The organism is Candidatus Limnocylindrales bacterium, assembly GCA_035559535.1.
Classification (GTDB): Bacteria; Moduliflexota; Moduliflexia; order Moduliflexales; family JAUQPW01; genus JAUQPW01.
In genome coordinates this window covers 19,718-37,848 of record DATMBG010000040.1, presented here as the reverse complement: position 1 = coordinate 37,848, position 18,131 = coordinate 19,718, and the positions used below count along the sequence as shown (strand labels likewise).

The following is an 18,131-nucleotide window of genomic DNA, read 5'->3' as shown; positions in this document are numbered from 1 at the left end:
GAAATCCCTGGAAATCGTTTATGGATGAATCTTGCTACGGAGAGGCCCATATATCCTCCAACCGATTAACATCATAAAGGTCCACAAGGTTATAAAAACACCCAACTTATAAGAAAATGGTTCATAGGAAAAAGTAACCTCATAGCGACCGGGGGTTAATAGAATTCCTTTGAAGAGGTAGTTAACTTCTAGTAGCTCTTCGGGAATTTGATTAACCCGGGCCCTCCATCCCGGAAAGAACGTATCGTTCAATAAAAGTAGTCCAGAGGTGGGGGTTTCAATGTGGGCAGAGAGCCTGTTAACCGTTTCTTGGGTGATTTGTATCTGGGGTTTCCGGTAATCTACAGCCGATGGGTGCCGGCTATTTACCCCGGAAACGATCAGATTTTCGAGATCTGAAGTTTGAAGCTCAGGCCACATTTCGAATCCGGTACTTCCTGCTTTCCCAACGGGTTTCAAAACCAGGGCCAGCTTTTGGGGTTCGTAGGAATTTTTAAGCATCCAGTTGAACAGGTCGGACTCGGTCTGGAAAACCTTGATCTGCCTTATAAATACCAATCTAGGTAAATAGAAACGATTTTCATAGACCTGCGGCTCGGACGTTCCTCGGTCGGTTCTCAGAGTTAGGACATATCGTCCCCCCAAAAGACTGAGGAGTTTGGAATCTTTACTCACTTCCAGTTCTGTAACCATACGATCGAGTTTCTCAAGGTCCATGACTCCGGATCCCCGAATAGAAGGAATCCGGTAGGTAAGGTGACTGAGCAGAAAATGTTTTTGTCGGGCGAGTTGGGTTTCCAGAGTGTTTCTTGGATCCAAAATGTAAGACTGGATGCTTGAGGTGTCTTCTACAAAAAATCGGAAGAACCCCTCTTGCTTTAATTTAGATTTGAGATTGTGGATAAGAGGAATTTCTTGAACAAAGAAATCATAATTCGCTGTAAGGAATTGGGGAGGATTCATTAAGCTCCGATCTAAAAAAAACAAAGTCAGAAGTCCTAACTGGAAAACTTTTTTAGATATTAAAGAGTTCCGCTGAAATCCGTAAGTTAAAAGTCCAAGGAGGAAGAAGAGTATGGCCGATTTCAGAAATGAAAAATAAACCTGATGGGGAACTTTTTTCGGAAGGAGGGGAATAATAAAAGGAGAAAGGGAACCCAGAAGGCTTAAAAAGATGGCTATCAGGAAAAGACTCAGATAGCTTTTTTTAGGTACAGGCTGTCGGGAAAGGAAAATCCGGAGTCCTTCCCCAACAAAAAAGGATAAAAAAAAACTGCAGGTGCAAAGAAGCGAACGGGATATCGGATGGTATCAAACTTTAGATAGTGATAAAAAAGGGGATAAGCGGGAAAATAATTTCCCAAAGAAAGTAGGACAAAAATGGTTAGTGAGATGGCAAAAAAAGTCCCTACCGTTTTTTCCTTTAGAGAAGATCGTAAGCCGTAGTAAATAAGAAAGATGGGTACGATTCCCATATAAATATCCGGTACCCAGGTCTGAATATAGCCCCAGAAATATCCGTAATAAAATTCAAAGAAACGGGGAAGAATCAGTTGAAGCAATTGCCAGGGAGGTAAAGACCATTTGGTAGCTACGGTATAACTAAATCCCTGGGCCCGGGTAGAATAGCGGATGTATTCCAGAAAAGGGAGTAGTTGAAAGGCCGTCACTCCCATAAAAACCAGTCCTGCGATTCCTATATCTCCCAGGAGCCTCAAGCCCTTGGATATACCGATCCTGGACCAGATTGAAACTCCTGGATCGATTTCCTTCAGGTTCCGGGTAGATTTCTTTATGGGTATATTTTTAAAAATAATTTCATAGCCTATCCAGGCCAGGCTGACTCCCAGGGTCATTAAGACGTATTGGGGTTCTCCACCTAAGAACTGAATTCCGAGAAAGATACCCAGCCAGATCGCATTTTTTGTCCTGGCTTTTTCATGGCTTATAAACCTTCGGGTAAAAAGTAGAATGAGCGGCATCCAGATTAATGAGGCCAGGTTATTGGTGAGATCGATCAGGGAGACCAGATATCCTGAAAACATAAACGTAAGGGCCGACAGGAGGGCGCTCCCGCTGTTATATTGAAATTCCCTCATCATCCGATACATAAAAAGTCCGGCCAGAAGGAAATGGATAATGATAAAAAGATTAAAAGCCAATCTCAAGGGGAAGAGAAAGAAGATCAGGCTGAGGGGGTAAAGTACGTGGGATTGAATCTCAGCCTGAAAAGGAGTTCCACATCCCACATAAGGGTTCCACAGGGGGAGGATGCCCCTTTGCATCTGTTCCAAAACAAAGTGTTTAAGGGGAAATACAAAAACTGCGATATCCCGCAGGGCAAAGATTTGGTTGGCGAATAAAACCCGTCCAAAGATGGAAACCAGGAAAAGGGCGAATATTCCCAATTCTGGGATCCGAATCCTATGAGTAGAATCGCGAATGACTTCTGACTCTTGATCTCCAGGCTTTGATTCTCGACTTCCGGTTTCTGGTATCTGGCCTTTAGAGGATTCCATCTTTACTTCTCAATCGGTAGGTTTTATGCCTTTGAATAAGATCTAAATATCCCCATATGGTCCGAAGGATTCTCATCCCGGACCCACCTTCTTTTAAATCGTATCGGAGGATGAGGGGAACTTCTCCAATCCGAGGGGTGAGCGTACTTAGCTTGATCAACAGATCTGCCATCCCGGAAAATCCATATCCTTCTATGAGGGCTTCTCCATAACGGGCGAAGCCCTTTTTCAGGAGGCCTACTCTATAGCCGCGATAAAAGGTAGAATAATCCTGGACTCCCGGAATAGGAATCAGACGTTTTAGCAGCCAGGCAACTCCTAAACTGAGCAATTTACGTAACCAGGGAGCTTTGACCATTTTCCCACCCGGTTCAAATCGGGAGGCAATGACGATATCCAAAGGCTCTTCAAGCTTCTTAAGAATATCCAGGATGACATAAGGATTTTGGGTATTATCCGAATCCATGGTAATACAAATATCATTTTCCTGGCCTAACTCACAAATCCTCTTTAAGGCTGTTCGGAAAACCTGGGTGATGCCTCGATTTGTTTCGAAGTTAATCAGCTCGATTGGCATAACCTTTGCGAAAGATTCTACTACCAGGGAAGTATGATCGGTACTCCCATCGTTAATAACCAGGAGTTGATAATCCAGGGAAAAAGCCTGAGCAATACGACGGATACGTTCTAAAAGCTTTTCTAGACCTTCTTCTTCATTATAAGCTGGTAAGACGATATATAACATATTCCCTAATCTTATATGCAAGATCAGATCCAAATGGGGGATCAACCCAGGGATCTATCTTAAAAAATATGGCCGATTTATCTGTTCGGGTGGCACTTATTGGTTATGGATATTGGGGTCCCAATTATGCACGGGTCCTCCATGAATTACCTGAAACCAGGTTAGTGGCCGTTTGCGAGGTCAATCCAGGTAAACTCCAGCAAGCCTTGGGTCGTTATCCTCACATTGAGGGTTATACGGATGTAAAGGAGATCCTACGCAGGAAAGATATAGATGCTGTTATTATTTCTACTCCGGCTTCTACCCATTTCGAGCTTGCTCAGGTTGCATTAAAAACGGGTCGGCATGTCTTGGTAGAGAAACCGATGGCGTTGACTTTAAAGCATGCGGAGAAACTCTGTGATTTATCGGAACGAACCGGGTGCATCTTGATGGTGGGCTATACGTTTCTCTACAATGCGGGGATCCGCAAAATGAAGGAATGTATGAGTCCACGGGATTTTGGACGCATCTACTACCTTCATGCAACCCGTACTAATTTGGGACCCATCCGTCAGGATGTGAATGCGGTTTGGGATCTGGCCCCCCATGATATATCTATTTTTAATTATCTTCTAGATCAGCAACCTCAGTGGGCCAGTGCTGTAGGTACCCGCATGCTAAACTCTATGCGTGAGGATATCGCCTTTATTACCCTGGGTTATGCCCATGATGTGATTGCCAATATCCACGTGAGTTGGGCGGATCCCAATAAAGTCCGTGAAGTAGTGGCCGTAGGGAGTCGTCGACGGGTGATATTCGACGATCTTAACAACCTGGAACGTGTGCGTATCTTCGAGAGAGGGGTCTCGGTAGGAGAATCGGTTGCCGAATCCTACGGCGAGTTTAAGCTGCTGGTGCGGGATGGGGATATTATCAGCCCCAAGATAGAACCCAGTGAACCCTTAAAGAACCAATGTATTGATTTTATTACGGCCATTACGATGAACAAGAAGCCTTTCTCAGATTGTCGATTGGGATATAAAATTGTTCAAACCCTCGTTGCAATTGAAAAATCCCTGCAAAAACAGGGTCTTGCGGTACCTATTAAGATCGAGGGTTAATGTGTTATGGCTAATTACTCCCTGGAGAGCCGGGTACCGGTAGAATTAGGTAAGGATTGTCTGGTGGATCCCGATGTGATATTGGGATATATCCCGGGACGCAGGATCGAACTCCAACCGGTACGAATTGGAAAGGAAGCCCGGATCCGGTCTGGTACGGTGATTTATGCTTCGGTTGAGATTGGGGATCATTTCCAGACAGGGCACCATGTGGTTGTACGTGAACAGACGAAGTTAGGTCATGAATGTTCCATATGGAACAACTCTACCGTAGATTATGGCTGTATTCTCGGAAATCGGGTTCGTATTCATTGTAATGTGTATGTAGCTCAGTATACGGTCCTGGAAGACGATGTGTTTCTCGCACCTGGGGTCATGATTGCCAATGATCCCCATCCCATTTGTACAAAATGTATGCAAGGGCCTGTCATTGAGCGAGGTGCCCGGATTGGTGTAAACGCGATCCTTATGCCCCATGTCACCATCGGTGAACAGGCGTTGGTGGGTGCGGGTAGTCTGGTAACTCGGGATGTACCTCCACGTACCGTGGTCCTCGGCAGTCCTGCAAGAACTGTTGGGAGGGTAGATGATCTGGAGTGTCCTTTTGGTATTGTAAAGCCTTATCAGGACGGTCTGGATGTGCGTCACCGTCCCGAATGGGAAACCGTACCCCCTCTTCCACGACCGATTCAAAGACCAGACCGATGAGTCGCAGGCTGTGGACAGGGATTTAAGGGCTTGCGACCCAGGATTCATGATCTGTTACCCACAAATTATGAAGATCTTAACAGCGACCTTTGCTTATAATGAGGGTGAAAAAATCCGACGTACTCTCCTCCGGCATCCCAGGGATCGTTCCTACGATCTGCTGGTTATGGATGATGGATCCACGGACGGGGCTTTAGAAGGATTGCCCCTGGATGATATCATTGTATTGCGTAATCCTACCAATCAGGGAATCGGGGCGGCAATGAAGCAGGTCTTTGAATATACCTTAAAGCACGGTTACGATATCCTGGTGATCCAGGCGGGTAATGATAAAGATGATCCGCTTGAAATTCCACGTCTCTTGAAGCCTATCCTGAACAATGAAGCCGATTTTGTCCAGGGCTCTCGTTTTCTACCCGGAGGGGGTTATGGGAATATGCCTGAATATCGAATATTTGCTACCCGTTACCTTCATCCTCTCCTGTTTACATTGGCCGTTGGAAAACGGGTGACCGAAAGTACCAACGGGTTCAGAGCCTTTCGTACGCTTATTTTACAGGATTCCCGCATTAATTGGAGACAAGAGTGGTTAAATAAGTACGAGCTGGAACCCTACCTGATGTATAAAGCAATCAAACTGGGCTATCGTCATTGTGAAGTTCCTGTGACCAAGATCTATCCTCCTCACCCACTGGATTATACCAAAATGAAGCCTATTACCGGTTGGTGGAGTATTCTACGACCGGTCTTTTATTTGTGGCTTGGACTGAAAAAGTAACCAAAGGATCACTTCTGATTCCCGACTTTCAGTTTCCGGCTTCTGACCGACTACTATGATGGATCAGAGTGTTAAAGATCATATTAAGTGGAGCCAACACTGGAGTAACCTGGATACGGTGGCAAGGGTTAGATCGTCCTTCCTTAGCATGATCAGGAGGAAAGTCATTGCAAAGTCGGTCGGCAAGTTTATTGAGCATCATTTTTCACCCCAGGGTGTGTATTTACATGCAGGATCCGGAACGGCAGAATCTGATTTGTTTATTAACAAGTATAATCGAAGATTCATTGCGGTTGATTTAGTTCAAAAACCGTTATTAGTTGCCAGAAATCAACCGAATTCCTATATGTGTATGGTTGCGGATATTAAACATTTGGCTCTTAAAGACCAATGTGTGGATGGAATCTGGAATGTAGGGGTTCATGAACATTTCTCCCCCCAGGAAAATGGAACAATCTTTAAAGAATTTTTACGGGTTTTAAAGCCTAAAGGTAAATTGATTATTTTTTGGCCCGGGATGTTTACCCCGTATATGCTCTTGAAGGATGGTCTGGAGTTCTTATGGAGGCTGTATAGACCTGGGTTTCGTTTTTTTCCGGAGGAGATTAATAAAGCAAGGTCAAAGTCGCATATCAAATCTGAGCTTGAAAGGGCCGGATTTCGGATTTTATCTATTTCTCTCAGCCAATATGATTTATTTGTGTTCTATGCAGCCGTTGCGGAAAAACCTTAAAATCTTTGGGGCCGTTCACCTTTACCTCTGATCCTATGTCAGACCGACTCCCAAAGACCGAATCTTCTGAATCTTCAGGAAGGATTTTCTTGAGCGTTCTTCTTCCAACTCTCAATGAAGCGGAAAGTATGCGGCTTCTTTTGCCTCGTCTGGTAGAGACTCTCAGCGCATCAGGCTGCAGATATGAGATCCTTGTTGTTGATGGCAACTCCAGAGATGGGACCTGCGAAGTAGTTGAAACATTTACCAGAAATCTCCTTCCCGAACAGGTGAAGGGAATGGAAGGATGTCGGGTCATAAAACAAGAGCTGCCCGGTTATGGTGAAGCGTTGAAAGCTGGCTTTGCTCAATTTAAGGGAGATTTCCTGGCCACCATGGATGCGGATCTGTCTCACCATCCAGGGGTTATCACCGACATGATTGCGGTAGCACAGGTATCCCAGGCCGAGATGGTGATCGGTTCTCGTTTTATCCGGGGCGGTGGAACAGAAGCCCCTTTCTTCCGGGCCTTTCTAAGTAAGATTTTAAATAAGTTTTTCCGATTTAATCTGGATCTGCCTTATCAAGATCTTTCAAGTGGATTCCGGCTTTATAAACGTTCGGCATTGAAGTCCTTAAACTTTGAATCTGGTGGTTATGAAATCCTTGAAGAAATCCTGGTCAAATTCCACATCCAGGGTTATCGTATCGTTGAGGCCCCTTTCCGCTATCGACCAAGGAAACATGGTCAGAGCCATGCAAGGATATTTGCCTTCGGAATTCGCTACCTGAAACTTCTTCCAAGTCTTAGAAGACTTCGTATTCGAGCAGAAGTTGCAGATCATGAAGAGAGGGCCTATTTTAGTCGAAATCTCGTTCAAAGATGGTGGCGCAGACGACGGTTCGAGGGTATCCTGAAAAATAGTATCGATTTCGGCAAAATCTTAGATCTTGGCTGTGGATCCGACCTTTTGGTCGATGTATTACCGAACTCCGTAGGGATAGATCTGAACCTGGCTAAATTACGGTATAAACGCGCTCCAGGCAGACGCCTTATCCAGGGTGATGGCTGTTTCCTTCCCTTTTCTAATGAATCCTTTGATCAGGTCATAAGCTGCCACGTATTAGAACATATAGACGCATTGACCCAGGAGGATCATCTTCGGGAAATAGCCCGAGTCCTGAAACCGAAAGGCCGTTTGATTTTATGCCTACCTCTTTTTGGAAGCCTTTCCTGGAAACTTATCAAAAGAATCCATTCTTTTTGGATACCCCCAGAATCTGCTGTACCTTATCTCAGGGAAATCGCATTGGAACGTCTGGTGGAAGAGTTAAATAAACGGGATATCTGGCTAAAAAAGAAAGTTATCCCCTGCCCGGGTGAAATCTTAATGGTTTTTGAACGGGGCGAAAGAATCACCAATACAAAGGATTTGATTAATAAAAACCCTCCCTAAAACGAGACATAACCTGTTAAAAACTTCCTTCTTTGGGATGATCTGGAAGATCCTGAATATTTATCGGGGAAGAAAATGGATTTGAACTGGCATTAACGGCAGAACTCCCATCCATAGGGCCGAACCCTGTTAATTATACAGATCAAACAGCTCAACGCATATAAAGAGAGGGAAAATAAACTGACATAAAGTCCTAGTTTATAAGATAAAGGGTCGTAGATAAATTCTACGGTATGAGGGCCTTCCTTTAAATAAACCCCCCGGAATAGATAATCGGTAGGTAAAAGGGTATCCGGACGGTTGTCTATCCGAACTTTCCAGCCTGGATACCAGGTGTCTCCCAGAATTAAAATCCCGGGTACTTTCATGTTTGCTTCAATAATTACTCGATGGGGGCTATAAAGGGTAATCTCGGCGGTTGATTCAATCTTCTCAACCTCCTTTGACGTCAGGGATAAAGACGAAAGGGAATCGATTTCCTTCCTTAAACGACTTTCGGTAGAAAGCTCTAAAATGGCTGTATGGCGTAAATCCAGGGCAGGATCTTTAAGTCGCTGTAAAGATTGGTCCGGATTTTCAGTTATGATAACCTGATGAACGGGAAAGACCCGGGGAAAAGCTTTTAAGTTTTCATAAATAAGCATATGGGGATCTTGATAGATAAGGCGGAATTTTTCTGTTGCAGGAAGCGGTTTACCGGAATCTCGCAGGATATATTTCATATTCAGGAGATCCCAAAATCGAGAGTCATAGAAATCGGGAATCAAGCTATAGGGTTGTCCAGCCGAATCTTCTGCGGTCTTTAAAAATTCGTAATATCTATACACCAGGATCGGATTGATAACCTGGATATCGCTGAGTTGATGGACGAGTCCACTGTTTAGTCGGTTAACTCCGTTCATACTCAGAATACGATAAATTCCTCGATCTTCTTTTAGGACCCGAATAGGGGTCGTTTCGGGAAAGTGAAATTCGGGTTGTGGAAAGTTAACCCAATATCCGTTGTAAAACAGGTCCAGGATTGCCAGGAGAATTAAACCTTTCGCCAGAAATTTGGGTTTAACGGAATCAAATCGAAGATAAGCCAGATAAATCAGATAGATTGAAATTAAAATAACCCCTGTATATAGGAGTCGTTTCCAATCGGACCAGGGACTATTTATCCAGTTTACCTGGCGAGAGAATCCAGCAAAAAAATTTATGGCAATAAATCCGACGACCCCGATAAGTTTTTGAAGCCTTCCTCTGGCTTTCCTTTCCTGGCTTAGAAGGGCATCTAATCCCATCCCGCCGAATAGGGCTAAAGGGAAAGCTACCAGGATAAGCCCGTATTGCGCCAGGGTATAACGCAGGGGGACGATATAACTTAGGATGCTGAAGGGAGCCAAACCAAAGGCCAGTCCACATCCAAGGACCAGGACGGCCCCTAGGCTCCAATTTATCTTTCGGCTGATGAGAGCATATAAAGCCAGAGTGAGGGTTACCAATCCCGCGTAGCTTTGATAGGCATAGGTGCTGGAAAGATAAGGGGAAGAAGCAAACCAGGGGGCCTTGTAATGGGGGATGAAAAGGCCTGCCAGATTCCTTAATCCATCCTCATCTAATCTTTTATCCCTTAAATAGGTATGTCCCTCTTCTTCCTTATAAGTATGGGCGTTTTGTAGAAATTCTAGAAAAGGAAGGAGGGTGACAAAGGACAGGGAAACTCCTAAAATTCCTGCCATGAGGAGGGCCAATAAGGGACCATGGTCCATTGCCCGTGACCTGCTGCTTTTTGTGCCATGTTGAAAAATCCAGACCAGGGAATATAAACCGAGCCCGGCCAGTAGAATGATCGAGGTACTGGCATGCTCCGCAAGAAATATTAAGCCTATAACCGCACCTAAAAATAAGATCGAGGAACTCTTTGACGTTGTCAGGACTTTTTGTAGAGTCACAAAGAGTAAAGGCATAAAGGCAGGTGGAGTAACGTTATACTGGAAATACGCGATTAAAAATCCACACGTCATATAAGAGATACCTGACAGAAGTGCTCCATAACGACCAACGTCCAGCATCCGGGCCAATATATAGGTAAAAAATCCCGCGAAAAAAAGCCTGGAAATTAAATAGTAATTATAGACCCTCATGGGTGAAGAAGAAAAATAGAAGGGAAGTTTCAGAGGAAACAGGGAAGAGGCTGTAAAGTTGGCCAAAAAAGGCATACCTCCGGCACTATAAGGGTTCCATAACGGAATCTGCCCGTCCTTAAGGGTCTGGTATGAGTAGATAAGGGCTGGATGGTCGAACAAAGCATAAAACGGATCTGGACGGAAAAAAGGATAATGGTCAGAATGGATGCCCAGTTCCTGATAAATGGGATCGGTATAGTGGATGCGGGTATCAACAATAGAACGGCCTAGAAAGAGGGGTTGCCAGAAAAAAACACTTAGAAAAACAGCGGTTGCAAAAGCCGCCTGAAGGTACTCGTTTTTGAGAAATTTCATTTTTCCCGATCTGTCTTTCAAGGGTTATTCTATCGTTTCACGCCTCTCTCCGAATTCCAGACCTCCGACAAACGGTAAAACCCAGGGCAGTGAAAAAAAATCCAGACAGGCTCAGATAGAGACCCAGCTTAAAGGAAGTTGGTTGGTAATAAAATTCCACGGAGTGGCTTCCTTTATCGAGGAAAACACCTCGAATGGTATAATCGGTTAGGTAGATCTTCTCTTCTTTTCCATCTACCCGAACCTTCCAACCTGGATAAAGGGTATCGCTTAATACCAGGAATCCAGGGATTTTTAAGTCGGTTGTTAAGATGACTTTGTGGAGGTGATAAGAATCGATCTTAACGTTGTAAACCTCCCCCTGGCTGAAGGAAGCATTCAGAAGAGCTGCTTTTTCCAGAGCTTCCCTGTCCTCTTCGGCTTCGATGACGGCTATCTGACGTAAACTCATCTTGGATTCGTTGAGAATCTGAAGGGCCTGGGATTTACTTTCGGCTACCCGGATCCTGGGGACCACGAAAGCCCGTGGGAAGGCCTTTAAGTTTTCATAGATCAGTACATAGGGATTTTGGTAAACCAGTCGAAAATTTTCGTTAAGGGGAATCGGCCTGTCACTTCTGCGAAGGATATATTTGACATTCATCAAGTCCCACAAAGGAGAGTCGTAGACTTCGGTTGCCGTGGAAATTCCGGTTGATATTTTTGGATCACCCAGGGTCATAAACTCCCGATGGCGACGAAGGATCAGAGTCATATAGGACTGCAGATCCTGAAGGTTATGGATCATTCCGGTGTTTAAGCGACTGACGCCTTCCATACCCAGGATACGGTAAATACTTTTATCACTTTTGAGCTTCTGAATGGGAAAGGTTTCCGGATAATGGAATTTAGGTTGAGGTGGATTAACCCAATACCCATTGTAAAACAAATCACAACAACTTAAGAGGATAAAGGCCATGGGACGAGAGGGAGGCTTCAAAATATACTGAAGCAGTGTAACGAGGATAAAAAAGAAGAGGCTAAACTGCAGGACCCTCCACTCTTCCCAGGGGGAATCCAGCCAGTTCGTTTGTCGACTCAATCCGGCAAAGAAATTAAAGGTTATCCAGGACAGGACTAAAATAATTCCATAGAACAGAAAGGGTTTGAAATTCTTCTGGATTTTATCTAAACCTTCACCGGCCAGAACAATAAGGCTAAAGGAAAAAGGGATCAGGCCATATTCTGCAGGGACTTGATTAAAAGGGAAAACCAGGTTGAGGGCGCTCATGGGAGCTATTCCAAACGCAAAGCCACTGTTGAAGAGAAGAATCCCTACCAGAGGCCAGTTAATAGGTTTTATGACCAGGGCATAGGCTGCAAGGATTAAGGCAATCAGTCCACAATATCCTTGATAAGCATAGGTGTTGGAACGGTATAAAGGCGAGAGGAACCAAACACTTTTATAATGAGGAAGGAAGAGACTGGCCATACTTTTCAGCCCATCTGCGCCCAACCGTTTAAAATCTATCATAATGTTGTTGGGTTCTTCTTTATAAGAATAACTATATTGAAGCAGTTCAAAGAAAGGTAAAAGCAATACCGCAGTTAGAAGAATACCCAGGCTACCCATCAGAGCCAGATTTCGGAGGGAGGTGATCCATATTTTTATTTGAGAATCCTGGCGGATCTGGATCAAAATTAAAATAATAAAGTAAAGGGAGACGGAAAGAACGGTTACAAAGGCCGCAGTGGGATTGCCTGTCATAAGCAGAAGATGGAGGGCAAGTCCCGCCAGTAAGATAGAATTGAGATTCTTTTGAAGGAAAGCCCGTTGAAAAGTTATGAAGACCACCGGTACAAGGGCGGCTAGGCTCGCCAGAATATTCCATTGAAGATGGCTGATAAGGTAGCCTGAAAGCATGTAGGTAGCCGCCACAAAGAAGGCTCCATATCCACTAAGCCCTATTAAACGGGAAAAAATGTATGCAAAAAATCCTGCCATCCATAAACAGAGAATCAGGTAATAGGGGTAAACGGATAAAGGCGAAAAGAGGTATAAAATTCCCTTGAGGGGAAACAGTGGGGAGGATAGAAAGTTGGCCAAAAAGGGGGTTCCACCTTCATGGTAAGGGTTCCAGAGCGGAAGATAACCGGAAGCGATCGTTTTGGCACTAAACAGAAGAAAAGGGCGATCCTGAAGAACATAGGTTGGATCCGGATGAAAAAAGAGGTCAGGATTAACCTGAATGTTAAGTTCTTTATAAATCGGATCGGTTATAGAAAGCTTGTTATTGATGAAGCTCTCTCCTAAAAAAATAGACCGCCAGAAAAACAGACTGAGAATCCAGCTAAGAAGAAAAGCCACAATAAGATACTCGTTTCTGAGAACTTTACCAAAGTAGAAAGGGGATGTTTTTCTAAAAGGATGCATTTCTAAGCGTTTTCTTAGTAAAGGCCAGTATCTCATTTCCCTTGACAGCAGATATCTGAAATCTTATCGTTTTGTAAATTAACTTTGATAGGTATCCATGCAAGAGATTCTTTATAAGGTAACAGGTTCTGGGGTGCTGAGAAATTCTTTAACTTTCAAACTTTCTGACTCAGGAAGCCTGGAATTTTAAGATTCGTTATCGATACGGTCAAGGAGACATTTTTGCAGAATTTATGCCGGTTTAAATGACGTAGGTCAAACGTCTCGTTTGATAGTACAATTGGAAGAATAGAAAAGAAGGTTTACATTTTTTATTAACTTATAAGTACGATGGTAATTTGTACGGGTGCTGGGAGGGGTCACCCATACCATTGGAATAGAGTTCATACCATAATGGAACAGAATGAAAAATTTTTACCTGTAGGATATACTTTTGATGATGTACTTCTGGTTCCTCAGGAATCAGATGTACTTCCCAAAGATATAGACGTTTCTTCTCAACTTACGCCGCGTATCAGGCTCTCTATCCCCCTGGTGTCTTCTGCCATGGACACCGTAACAGAGGCAGCTTTAGCCATTGCTCTGGCCCGAGAAGGAGGCATTGGATTTATCCATAAGAATATTCCCATTGAAGAGCAGGCTTCGCAGGTAGATATTGTGAAACGTTCTGAAAATGGGGTCATTGAAGATCCCATTACCCTTTCGCCGGATAACATGATTGAAGAGGCCGAGCAACTCATGGCAAAGTATCGCATATCGGGTATTCCTATTACTCAGAATGGGAAACTTGTAGGGATCATCACCAATCGGGATCTTCGCTTCCGGCGTAGCAGTAAAGCAAAGATAGGAACTTTAATGACCAAGGAAAACCTGATTACGGCTCCGGTTGGGACGACGTTGGAAGAAGCCAAGGAGATCCTTCATCGCAATCGAATTGAGAAACTTCCTTTGGTTGATGAACATTTTAATCTTCGGGGTCTTATCACCATCAAGGACATTCAGAAGATCATCCAGTATCCCAATTCCTGTAAAGACGCCATGGGTCGATTACGGGTTGGTGCAGCCGTGGGAGTTACTCCTAATGCGCTGGAACGGGTGGAGGCATTGGTTAAAGCCGGGGTGGATGTTATTGCCGTAGACTCCGCCCATGGTCATTCGAAGGGGGTTATAAATCTTGTTAAAAAAATAAAGTCTCGATTTCCTTCCTTGGAAGTGGTCGCCGGGAATGTCGCAACGGCTGAAGGAACTGCCGCCCTGATCAAAGCCGGCGCTGATGCTGTAAAGGTAGGTATGGGTCCGGGTAGTATCTGTACCACGCGGATTGTTGCCGGAACCGGTGTGCCCCAATTAACCGCTATTTATCAATGCGCACAGGAGGCAAATAAGTATAACATTCCCATTATTGCCGATGGGGGTATTAAGCATTCGGGAGACATTACCAAAGCTCTGGCTGCAGGAGCCTCTTCTGTTATGATTGGGAGCCTTTTTGCCGGAACTGAAGAAAGCCCGGGTGAGGTGATTTACTATGAAGGGAAAAAATATAAAAGTTACCGGGGTATGGGTTCCATGGCTGCCATGCGTGAAGGAAGTCGAGATAGGTATTTCCAGGATGAATCCCAGGAGGAAATTTTTTACCAGGAGCGGAGAGAGCGAATGGATAAAATGGTTCCCGAAGGGGTCGAAGGACGTGTTATTTACAAGGGACTTCTTTCGGAAGTAACTTTTCAATTGATAGGTGGACTACGAGCTGGAATGGGTTACTGTGGAGCCCGGAACATTCGAGAATTACAACAAAAAGCAAAATTTATCCCGATTACCCACGCCGGACTCATCGAAAGCCACGTCCATGATGTCATCATTACCAAGGAAGCCCCGAATTATAGAGGAAGATAAGGGAAGTATGGGAGTGTGGGAGGGTACCTCCATACTCCCACACTTTCTTTCCTACCTCTAATCCTTGCCTTTTTCCGTAATCCCAATCTTATTAAAAAGCTTCTGCTTGACCTGAAGATCGTAAACCTGCCATTTCAAGGCATCATATTCTTTGCCGGAAGAACCGGAAAGAAATCCTATGGGTATCTCAAAGCCTCCGGCTTCTTGCCTTCCACCTCCAAAATACTTTCCAATTTCATTCTTTCCAAAAGTATCCTTGATGAATTCATCCGGATCTATGGTTAATTTGGAGGTACGAAACGAACCGCTCAGGAGTTCCTCGTTTTTGTCGGTTACTATAATTCCGTATACAATAGCCGTGTGGACGTTTTCCTCCGTTGCCAGGAAGTCTGCTGCTTGAGGAATGGCGTCTCGATCTTCTGCCCGAAGATAACCGATGCCGGAAATACTGAAGTTATCCTTAATGACCCTATTTTCTAAAGCTTTATGGATAATATCCATGACCTTCTTGGATCGAGATTGATTAACGATTTCGCCCAGAAGGCCGGGATCGTGGTAATTACTCAGGAATGCCGCTGCCATGAGATCTTCTTCCTTAGCCCGAATTAATTCCGAAGTCTCGCTTCGGATTCCGTGCATAAGCGCAGTGGCACACTTTACGTGATCTCGATCGGATTTGGATAACTCCAGCAGTCCATCCTTGATATAGTTGGTATAAATAGTAGCCGTTGCTCCGATTTTTCGAATATCTGTAAATTCTGGATTTTGGATGATATTTTGTCGTTCATGATGGTCTACTACAATAAGGGGTTTTACTCCCGCCTGTTCTAGCTTTTTTACTAAACTGGTAGTTGTTCCTTGATTATCGATGAATGCACTTCCGTGGTATTGGGTAAGATCCAGGCTTTCTGAGTATCGAATGAGCTCTATATCCAGAAGTTTGATCAAAGCGATATTTTGTTGATGGCTGACTTTCCCATCATAAACGATATCCACGTCAATGTCATATTTTAAACAAATGAGTTTGTGAGCAAACGCTGAAGAGATAGCATCGGGGTCAGGAAAATTCTGAAGGGCGATGATATGTTTCTCTCCCTTATGAAGGGTCAAGACTTGAGACAATTCACCAGATTTGTTTTTACAAATTTGCTCTGCAATGGTTTTGCTGGTACTTGGATCCATAATGATTAATGGTTTATTTTTAATCTGCTATTAAAGCCAGATTAGCTTTAAATTTTTGGTCTCCTTTCTTCAAAAAGTTTTTATATAGCACTTTTTGGAACTGTCAAATAAAAATTCTATCTCTTCATAATCACAGAAATTATACTCATTTTTATCAATATAAATCTTTTATAGAGTAAGTCAAGTTGAGCAAAGTTTGGTAAGATGGCTCTTTCAGAGGGCGAATAGTAACGACTCCAGTTTAGAATTCACTAAAGTCGTTACTACAGAGGTTTCTTATGGAGTTTGAGAGATCAATTCAACCACAGCATCTCCAACTTCTTTCGTTGTTGCCTTTCCACCCAAATCCGGCGTTCGAATCTTTTCCTCGGCCAGGATCTTTCGTACAGCGCTTTCGACCACCTGGGCGGCTTCTCCCTCGCCGAGAAAGTCCAGCATCATTCTGGCTGATAGAATGGTGGCTAAGGGGTTGGCAATTCCTTTTCCATAAATATCCGGTGCTGATCCATGAACCGGCTCAAACATAGAGGGAAATCGCCGTTCCGGATTCAGATTTGCACTGGGTGCTAAACCCATACTTCCGCTGATAATGGCGCCGATATCTGTTAAAATATCTCCAAAAAGATTTGAGGCCACGACCACATCAAAATGTTCGGGGCGGCGAACAAAGTCCATGCAGGCGGCATCGACCAGAAGGGACTCTGTTTGAATATCCGGGTAAGATCGGGCAACTTCTCTGAAGGTTCGATCCCAAAGTACCATACCAAATCCCTGGGCGTTGGATTTGGTGACCGAGGTAACCAGCTTTTTCTTATTTCGTTTCCGTGCCAGCTCAAAGGCATAACGAATCACCCGCTCACACCCTCTCCGTGTGAAAACAGCCGTTTGAACCGCGACCTCTTCTGGAGTTCCTAAATAAACATGCCCTCCAATAGGGGCATATTCTCCTTCCGTGTTTTCCCGAATAACAATGAGGTCGATCTCCCCGGGCTTCTTACCGACAAGGGGACAGGGAACCCCGGCATAGAGATAGGATGGGCGTTCACAGGCGTATTGATCAAACCCACGCCGGATAGGTAAAATTAATCCGTGTAAGGTAATATGATCCGGAACCTTGGGATCTCCCACGGCTCCAAATAAAATAGCTTCGAAGGATTTAAGCGTATCCAGTCCATCTTCCGGCATCATCTTTCCTGTAGAGAGATAGTACTCGGTTCCCCAGGGAAAATCTGTAAACTCGAACTTAAGACCAAACCGCTTCCCAACCGCTTCCAGAACCTTTTTACCTTCCGGTATAACTTCTTTTCCTATCCCATCCCCGGGAATAACTCCAATTCTATAAGTTTTCATCTCGACCTCCTTTTAGGTAAAAATTTAACCGCAGAATATCCCAGACCTGTACATGCTCTGCGGTTGCAAGTACTCGATAGATTCTAAGGACTTATCAGGAAAGTGTTGCTTGAATTTTAATGAACTTTAGTATTTTCTCCCATATCTCCGTTGGAAAGCCAGCCGTCACCGTCATCAAAAAACTTATTCGGGCGAAGGAAGAAACTGAGGATCAGGGCGCCATTTCGGGATCGGGCTTCATGTCGGCTCCCGGCCGGACGCCAGATATAATTACCTGCAGTGACTTCTCCGGCTTCATCCTCAATACTGCCTTCCAAGACATAGGTCTGCTCAATTTCGGTATGCTCATGGAGTGGTAACCTGGAATTCGGCTGCCATCGAAACAGTGCCGTAATCATACCCGTTTCCTTGTCTTCAAGCAGGATCTTCATTTCTATTCCTCTATATCGGGTGGGTATCCAGGGCAAACTGTTGACCTCTACCAAACGGGAGTCTAATTCTCCAAGTCCCTCGTGATTGGTTGCATAGGGGGTTATGGCCGCCATACTCCTTTCCTCCTTTCATTGGTTATTTTGTTATTCTTTATAATACCTGAGAAGTGACCTGTTCCAAATCTCCTTAACAGGGACACCTCTCCGAAGTTTAAGGGTTTTTAGGATTGCAGATCCCCGGGTGAAAAAGATCTTTGCGTCAAAGATACAAATCAGGTAAAAATCATGCAATACAAAAATTTACCGTTTGAGCCGGTTATAACTTCTGACTTTCCCTTTAACCCTTGCACATCC

Annotated in this window: 14 protein-coding genes; 6 read left to right on the top strand and 8 right to left on the bottom strand. The window is 44.3% G+C overall.

The window, feature by feature from the left end; all coding sequences use genetic code 11:
* Positions 1 to 18: 18 nt before the first annotated feature.
* From VNM22_14290 to VNM22_14280, 3 genes are all read right to left on the bottom strand, one after another.
* The gene (locus VNM22_14290) at positions 19 to 987 is read right to left on the bottom strand and encodes a hypothetical protein (GenBank protein ID HWP48330.1); all 969 of its coding nucleotides are present in this window, start codon (positions 985 to 987) and stop codon (positions 19 to 21) included.
* Between the two features lie 206 nt (positions 988 to 1,193).
* Positions 1,194 to 2,519 carry a hypothetical protein gene (locus tag VNM22_14285; protein ID HWP48329.1) on the bottom strand — a complete coding sequence of 442 codons (1,326 nt, stop codon included), beginning with the start codon at positions 2,517 to 2,519 and terminating at the stop codon, positions 1,194 to 1,196.
* Positions 2,506 to 3,264 carry a glycosyltransferase family 2 protein gene (locus VNM22_14280; protein ID HWP48328.1) on the bottom strand — a complete coding sequence of 253 codons (759 nt, stop codon included), beginning with the start codon at positions 3,262 to 3,264 and terminating at the stop codon, positions 2,506 to 2,508. The genes VNM22_14285 and VNM22_14280 overlap by 14 nt, the downstream gene beginning before the upstream one ends.
* A gap of 68 nt (positions 3,265 to 3,332) precedes the next feature.
* Between VNM22_14280 and VNM22_14275 the strand changes: the two genes are divergently transcribed.
* From VNM22_14275 to VNM22_14255, 5 genes are all read left to right on the top strand, one after another.
* Positions 3,333 to 4,367 carry a Gfo/Idh/MocA family oxidoreductase gene (locus VNM22_14275; protein ID HWP48327.1) on the top strand — a complete coding sequence of 345 codons (1,035 nt, stop codon included), beginning with the start codon at positions 3,333 to 3,335 and terminating at the stop codon, positions 4,365 to 4,367.
* A 6-nt stretch (positions 4,368 to 4,373) separates the two neighbouring features.
* Positions 4,374 to 5,075, top strand: a complete 702-nt coding sequence (locus VNM22_14270) for an acyltransferase (GenBank protein ID HWP48326.1) — start codon at positions 4,374 to 4,376, stop codon at positions 5,073 to 5,075.
* 46 nt (positions 5,076 to 5,121) lie between these two features.
* Positions 5,122 to 5,853 (top strand): glycosyltransferase family 2 protein, encoded by a 732-nt coding sequence (locus VNM22_14265; protein ID HWP48325.1) that lies wholly within the window; start codon positions 5,122 to 5,124, stop codon positions 5,851 to 5,853.
* 55 nt (positions 5,854 to 5,908) lie between these two features.
* Positions 5,909 to 6,586, top strand: coding sequence for a class I SAM-dependent methyltransferase (locus tag VNM22_14260; protein HWP48324.1), 678 nt, complete (start codon positions 5,909 to 5,911; stop codon positions 6,584 to 6,586).
* A gap of 89 nt (positions 6,587 to 6,675) precedes the next feature.
* Positions 6,676 to 8,022, top strand: a complete 1,347-nt coding sequence (locus VNM22_14255) for a glycosyltransferase (GenBank protein ID HWP48323.1) — start codon at positions 6,676 to 6,678, stop codon at positions 8,020 to 8,022.
* 92 nt (positions 8,023 to 8,114) lie between these two features.
* On the opposite strand, the gene VNM22_14250 is transcribed toward VNM22_14255, so the two are convergent.
* A complete protein-coding gene (locus tag VNM22_14250) occupies positions 8,115 to 10,508 on the bottom strand; it encodes a hypothetical protein (GenBank protein HWP48322.1) in 2,394 nt (797 codons plus the stop codon).
* 37 nt (positions 10,509 to 10,545) lie between these two features.
* Positions 10,546 to 12,855, bottom strand: coding sequence for a YfhO family protein (locus VNM22_14245; GenBank protein ID HWP48321.1), 2,310 nt, complete (start codon positions 12,853 to 12,855; stop codon positions 10,546 to 10,548).
* 459 nt (positions 12,856 to 13,314) lie between these two features.
* Between VNM22_14245 and guaB the strand changes: the two genes are divergently transcribed.
* Positions 13,315 to 14,814, top strand: coding sequence for an IMP dehydrogenase (gene guaB / locus VNM22_14240; protein ID HWP48320.1), 1,500 nt, complete (start codon positions 13,315 to 13,317; stop codon positions 14,812 to 14,814).
* A 57-nt stretch (positions 14,815 to 14,871) separates the two neighbouring features.
* On the opposite strand, the gene VNM22_14235 is transcribed toward guaB, so the two are convergent.
* The 3 genes from VNM22_14235 to VNM22_14225 form a co-directional block, all read right to left on the bottom strand.
* Positions 14,872 to 15,996: a bifunctional oligoribonuclease/PAP phosphatase NrnA gene (locus VNM22_14235; GenBank protein ID HWP48319.1), complete on the bottom strand. Its 1,125-nt coding sequence runs from the start codon at positions 15,994 to 15,996 to the stop codon at positions 14,872 to 14,874.
* A gap of 276 nt (positions 15,997 to 16,272) precedes the next feature.
* Complete coding sequence (locus tag VNM22_14230) at positions 16,273 to 17,346, bottom strand: tartrate dehydrogenase (protein HWP48318.1); 1,074 nt, start codon at positions 17,344 to 17,346, stop codon at positions 16,273 to 16,275.
* 116 nt (positions 17,347 to 17,462) lie between these two features.
* Positions 17,463 to 17,891 (bottom strand): cupin domain-containing protein, encoded by a 429-nt coding sequence (locus VNM22_14225; GenBank protein HWP48317.1) that lies wholly within the window; start codon positions 17,889 to 17,891, stop codon positions 17,463 to 17,465.
* Positions 17,892 to 18,131: the final 240 nt, after the last annotated feature.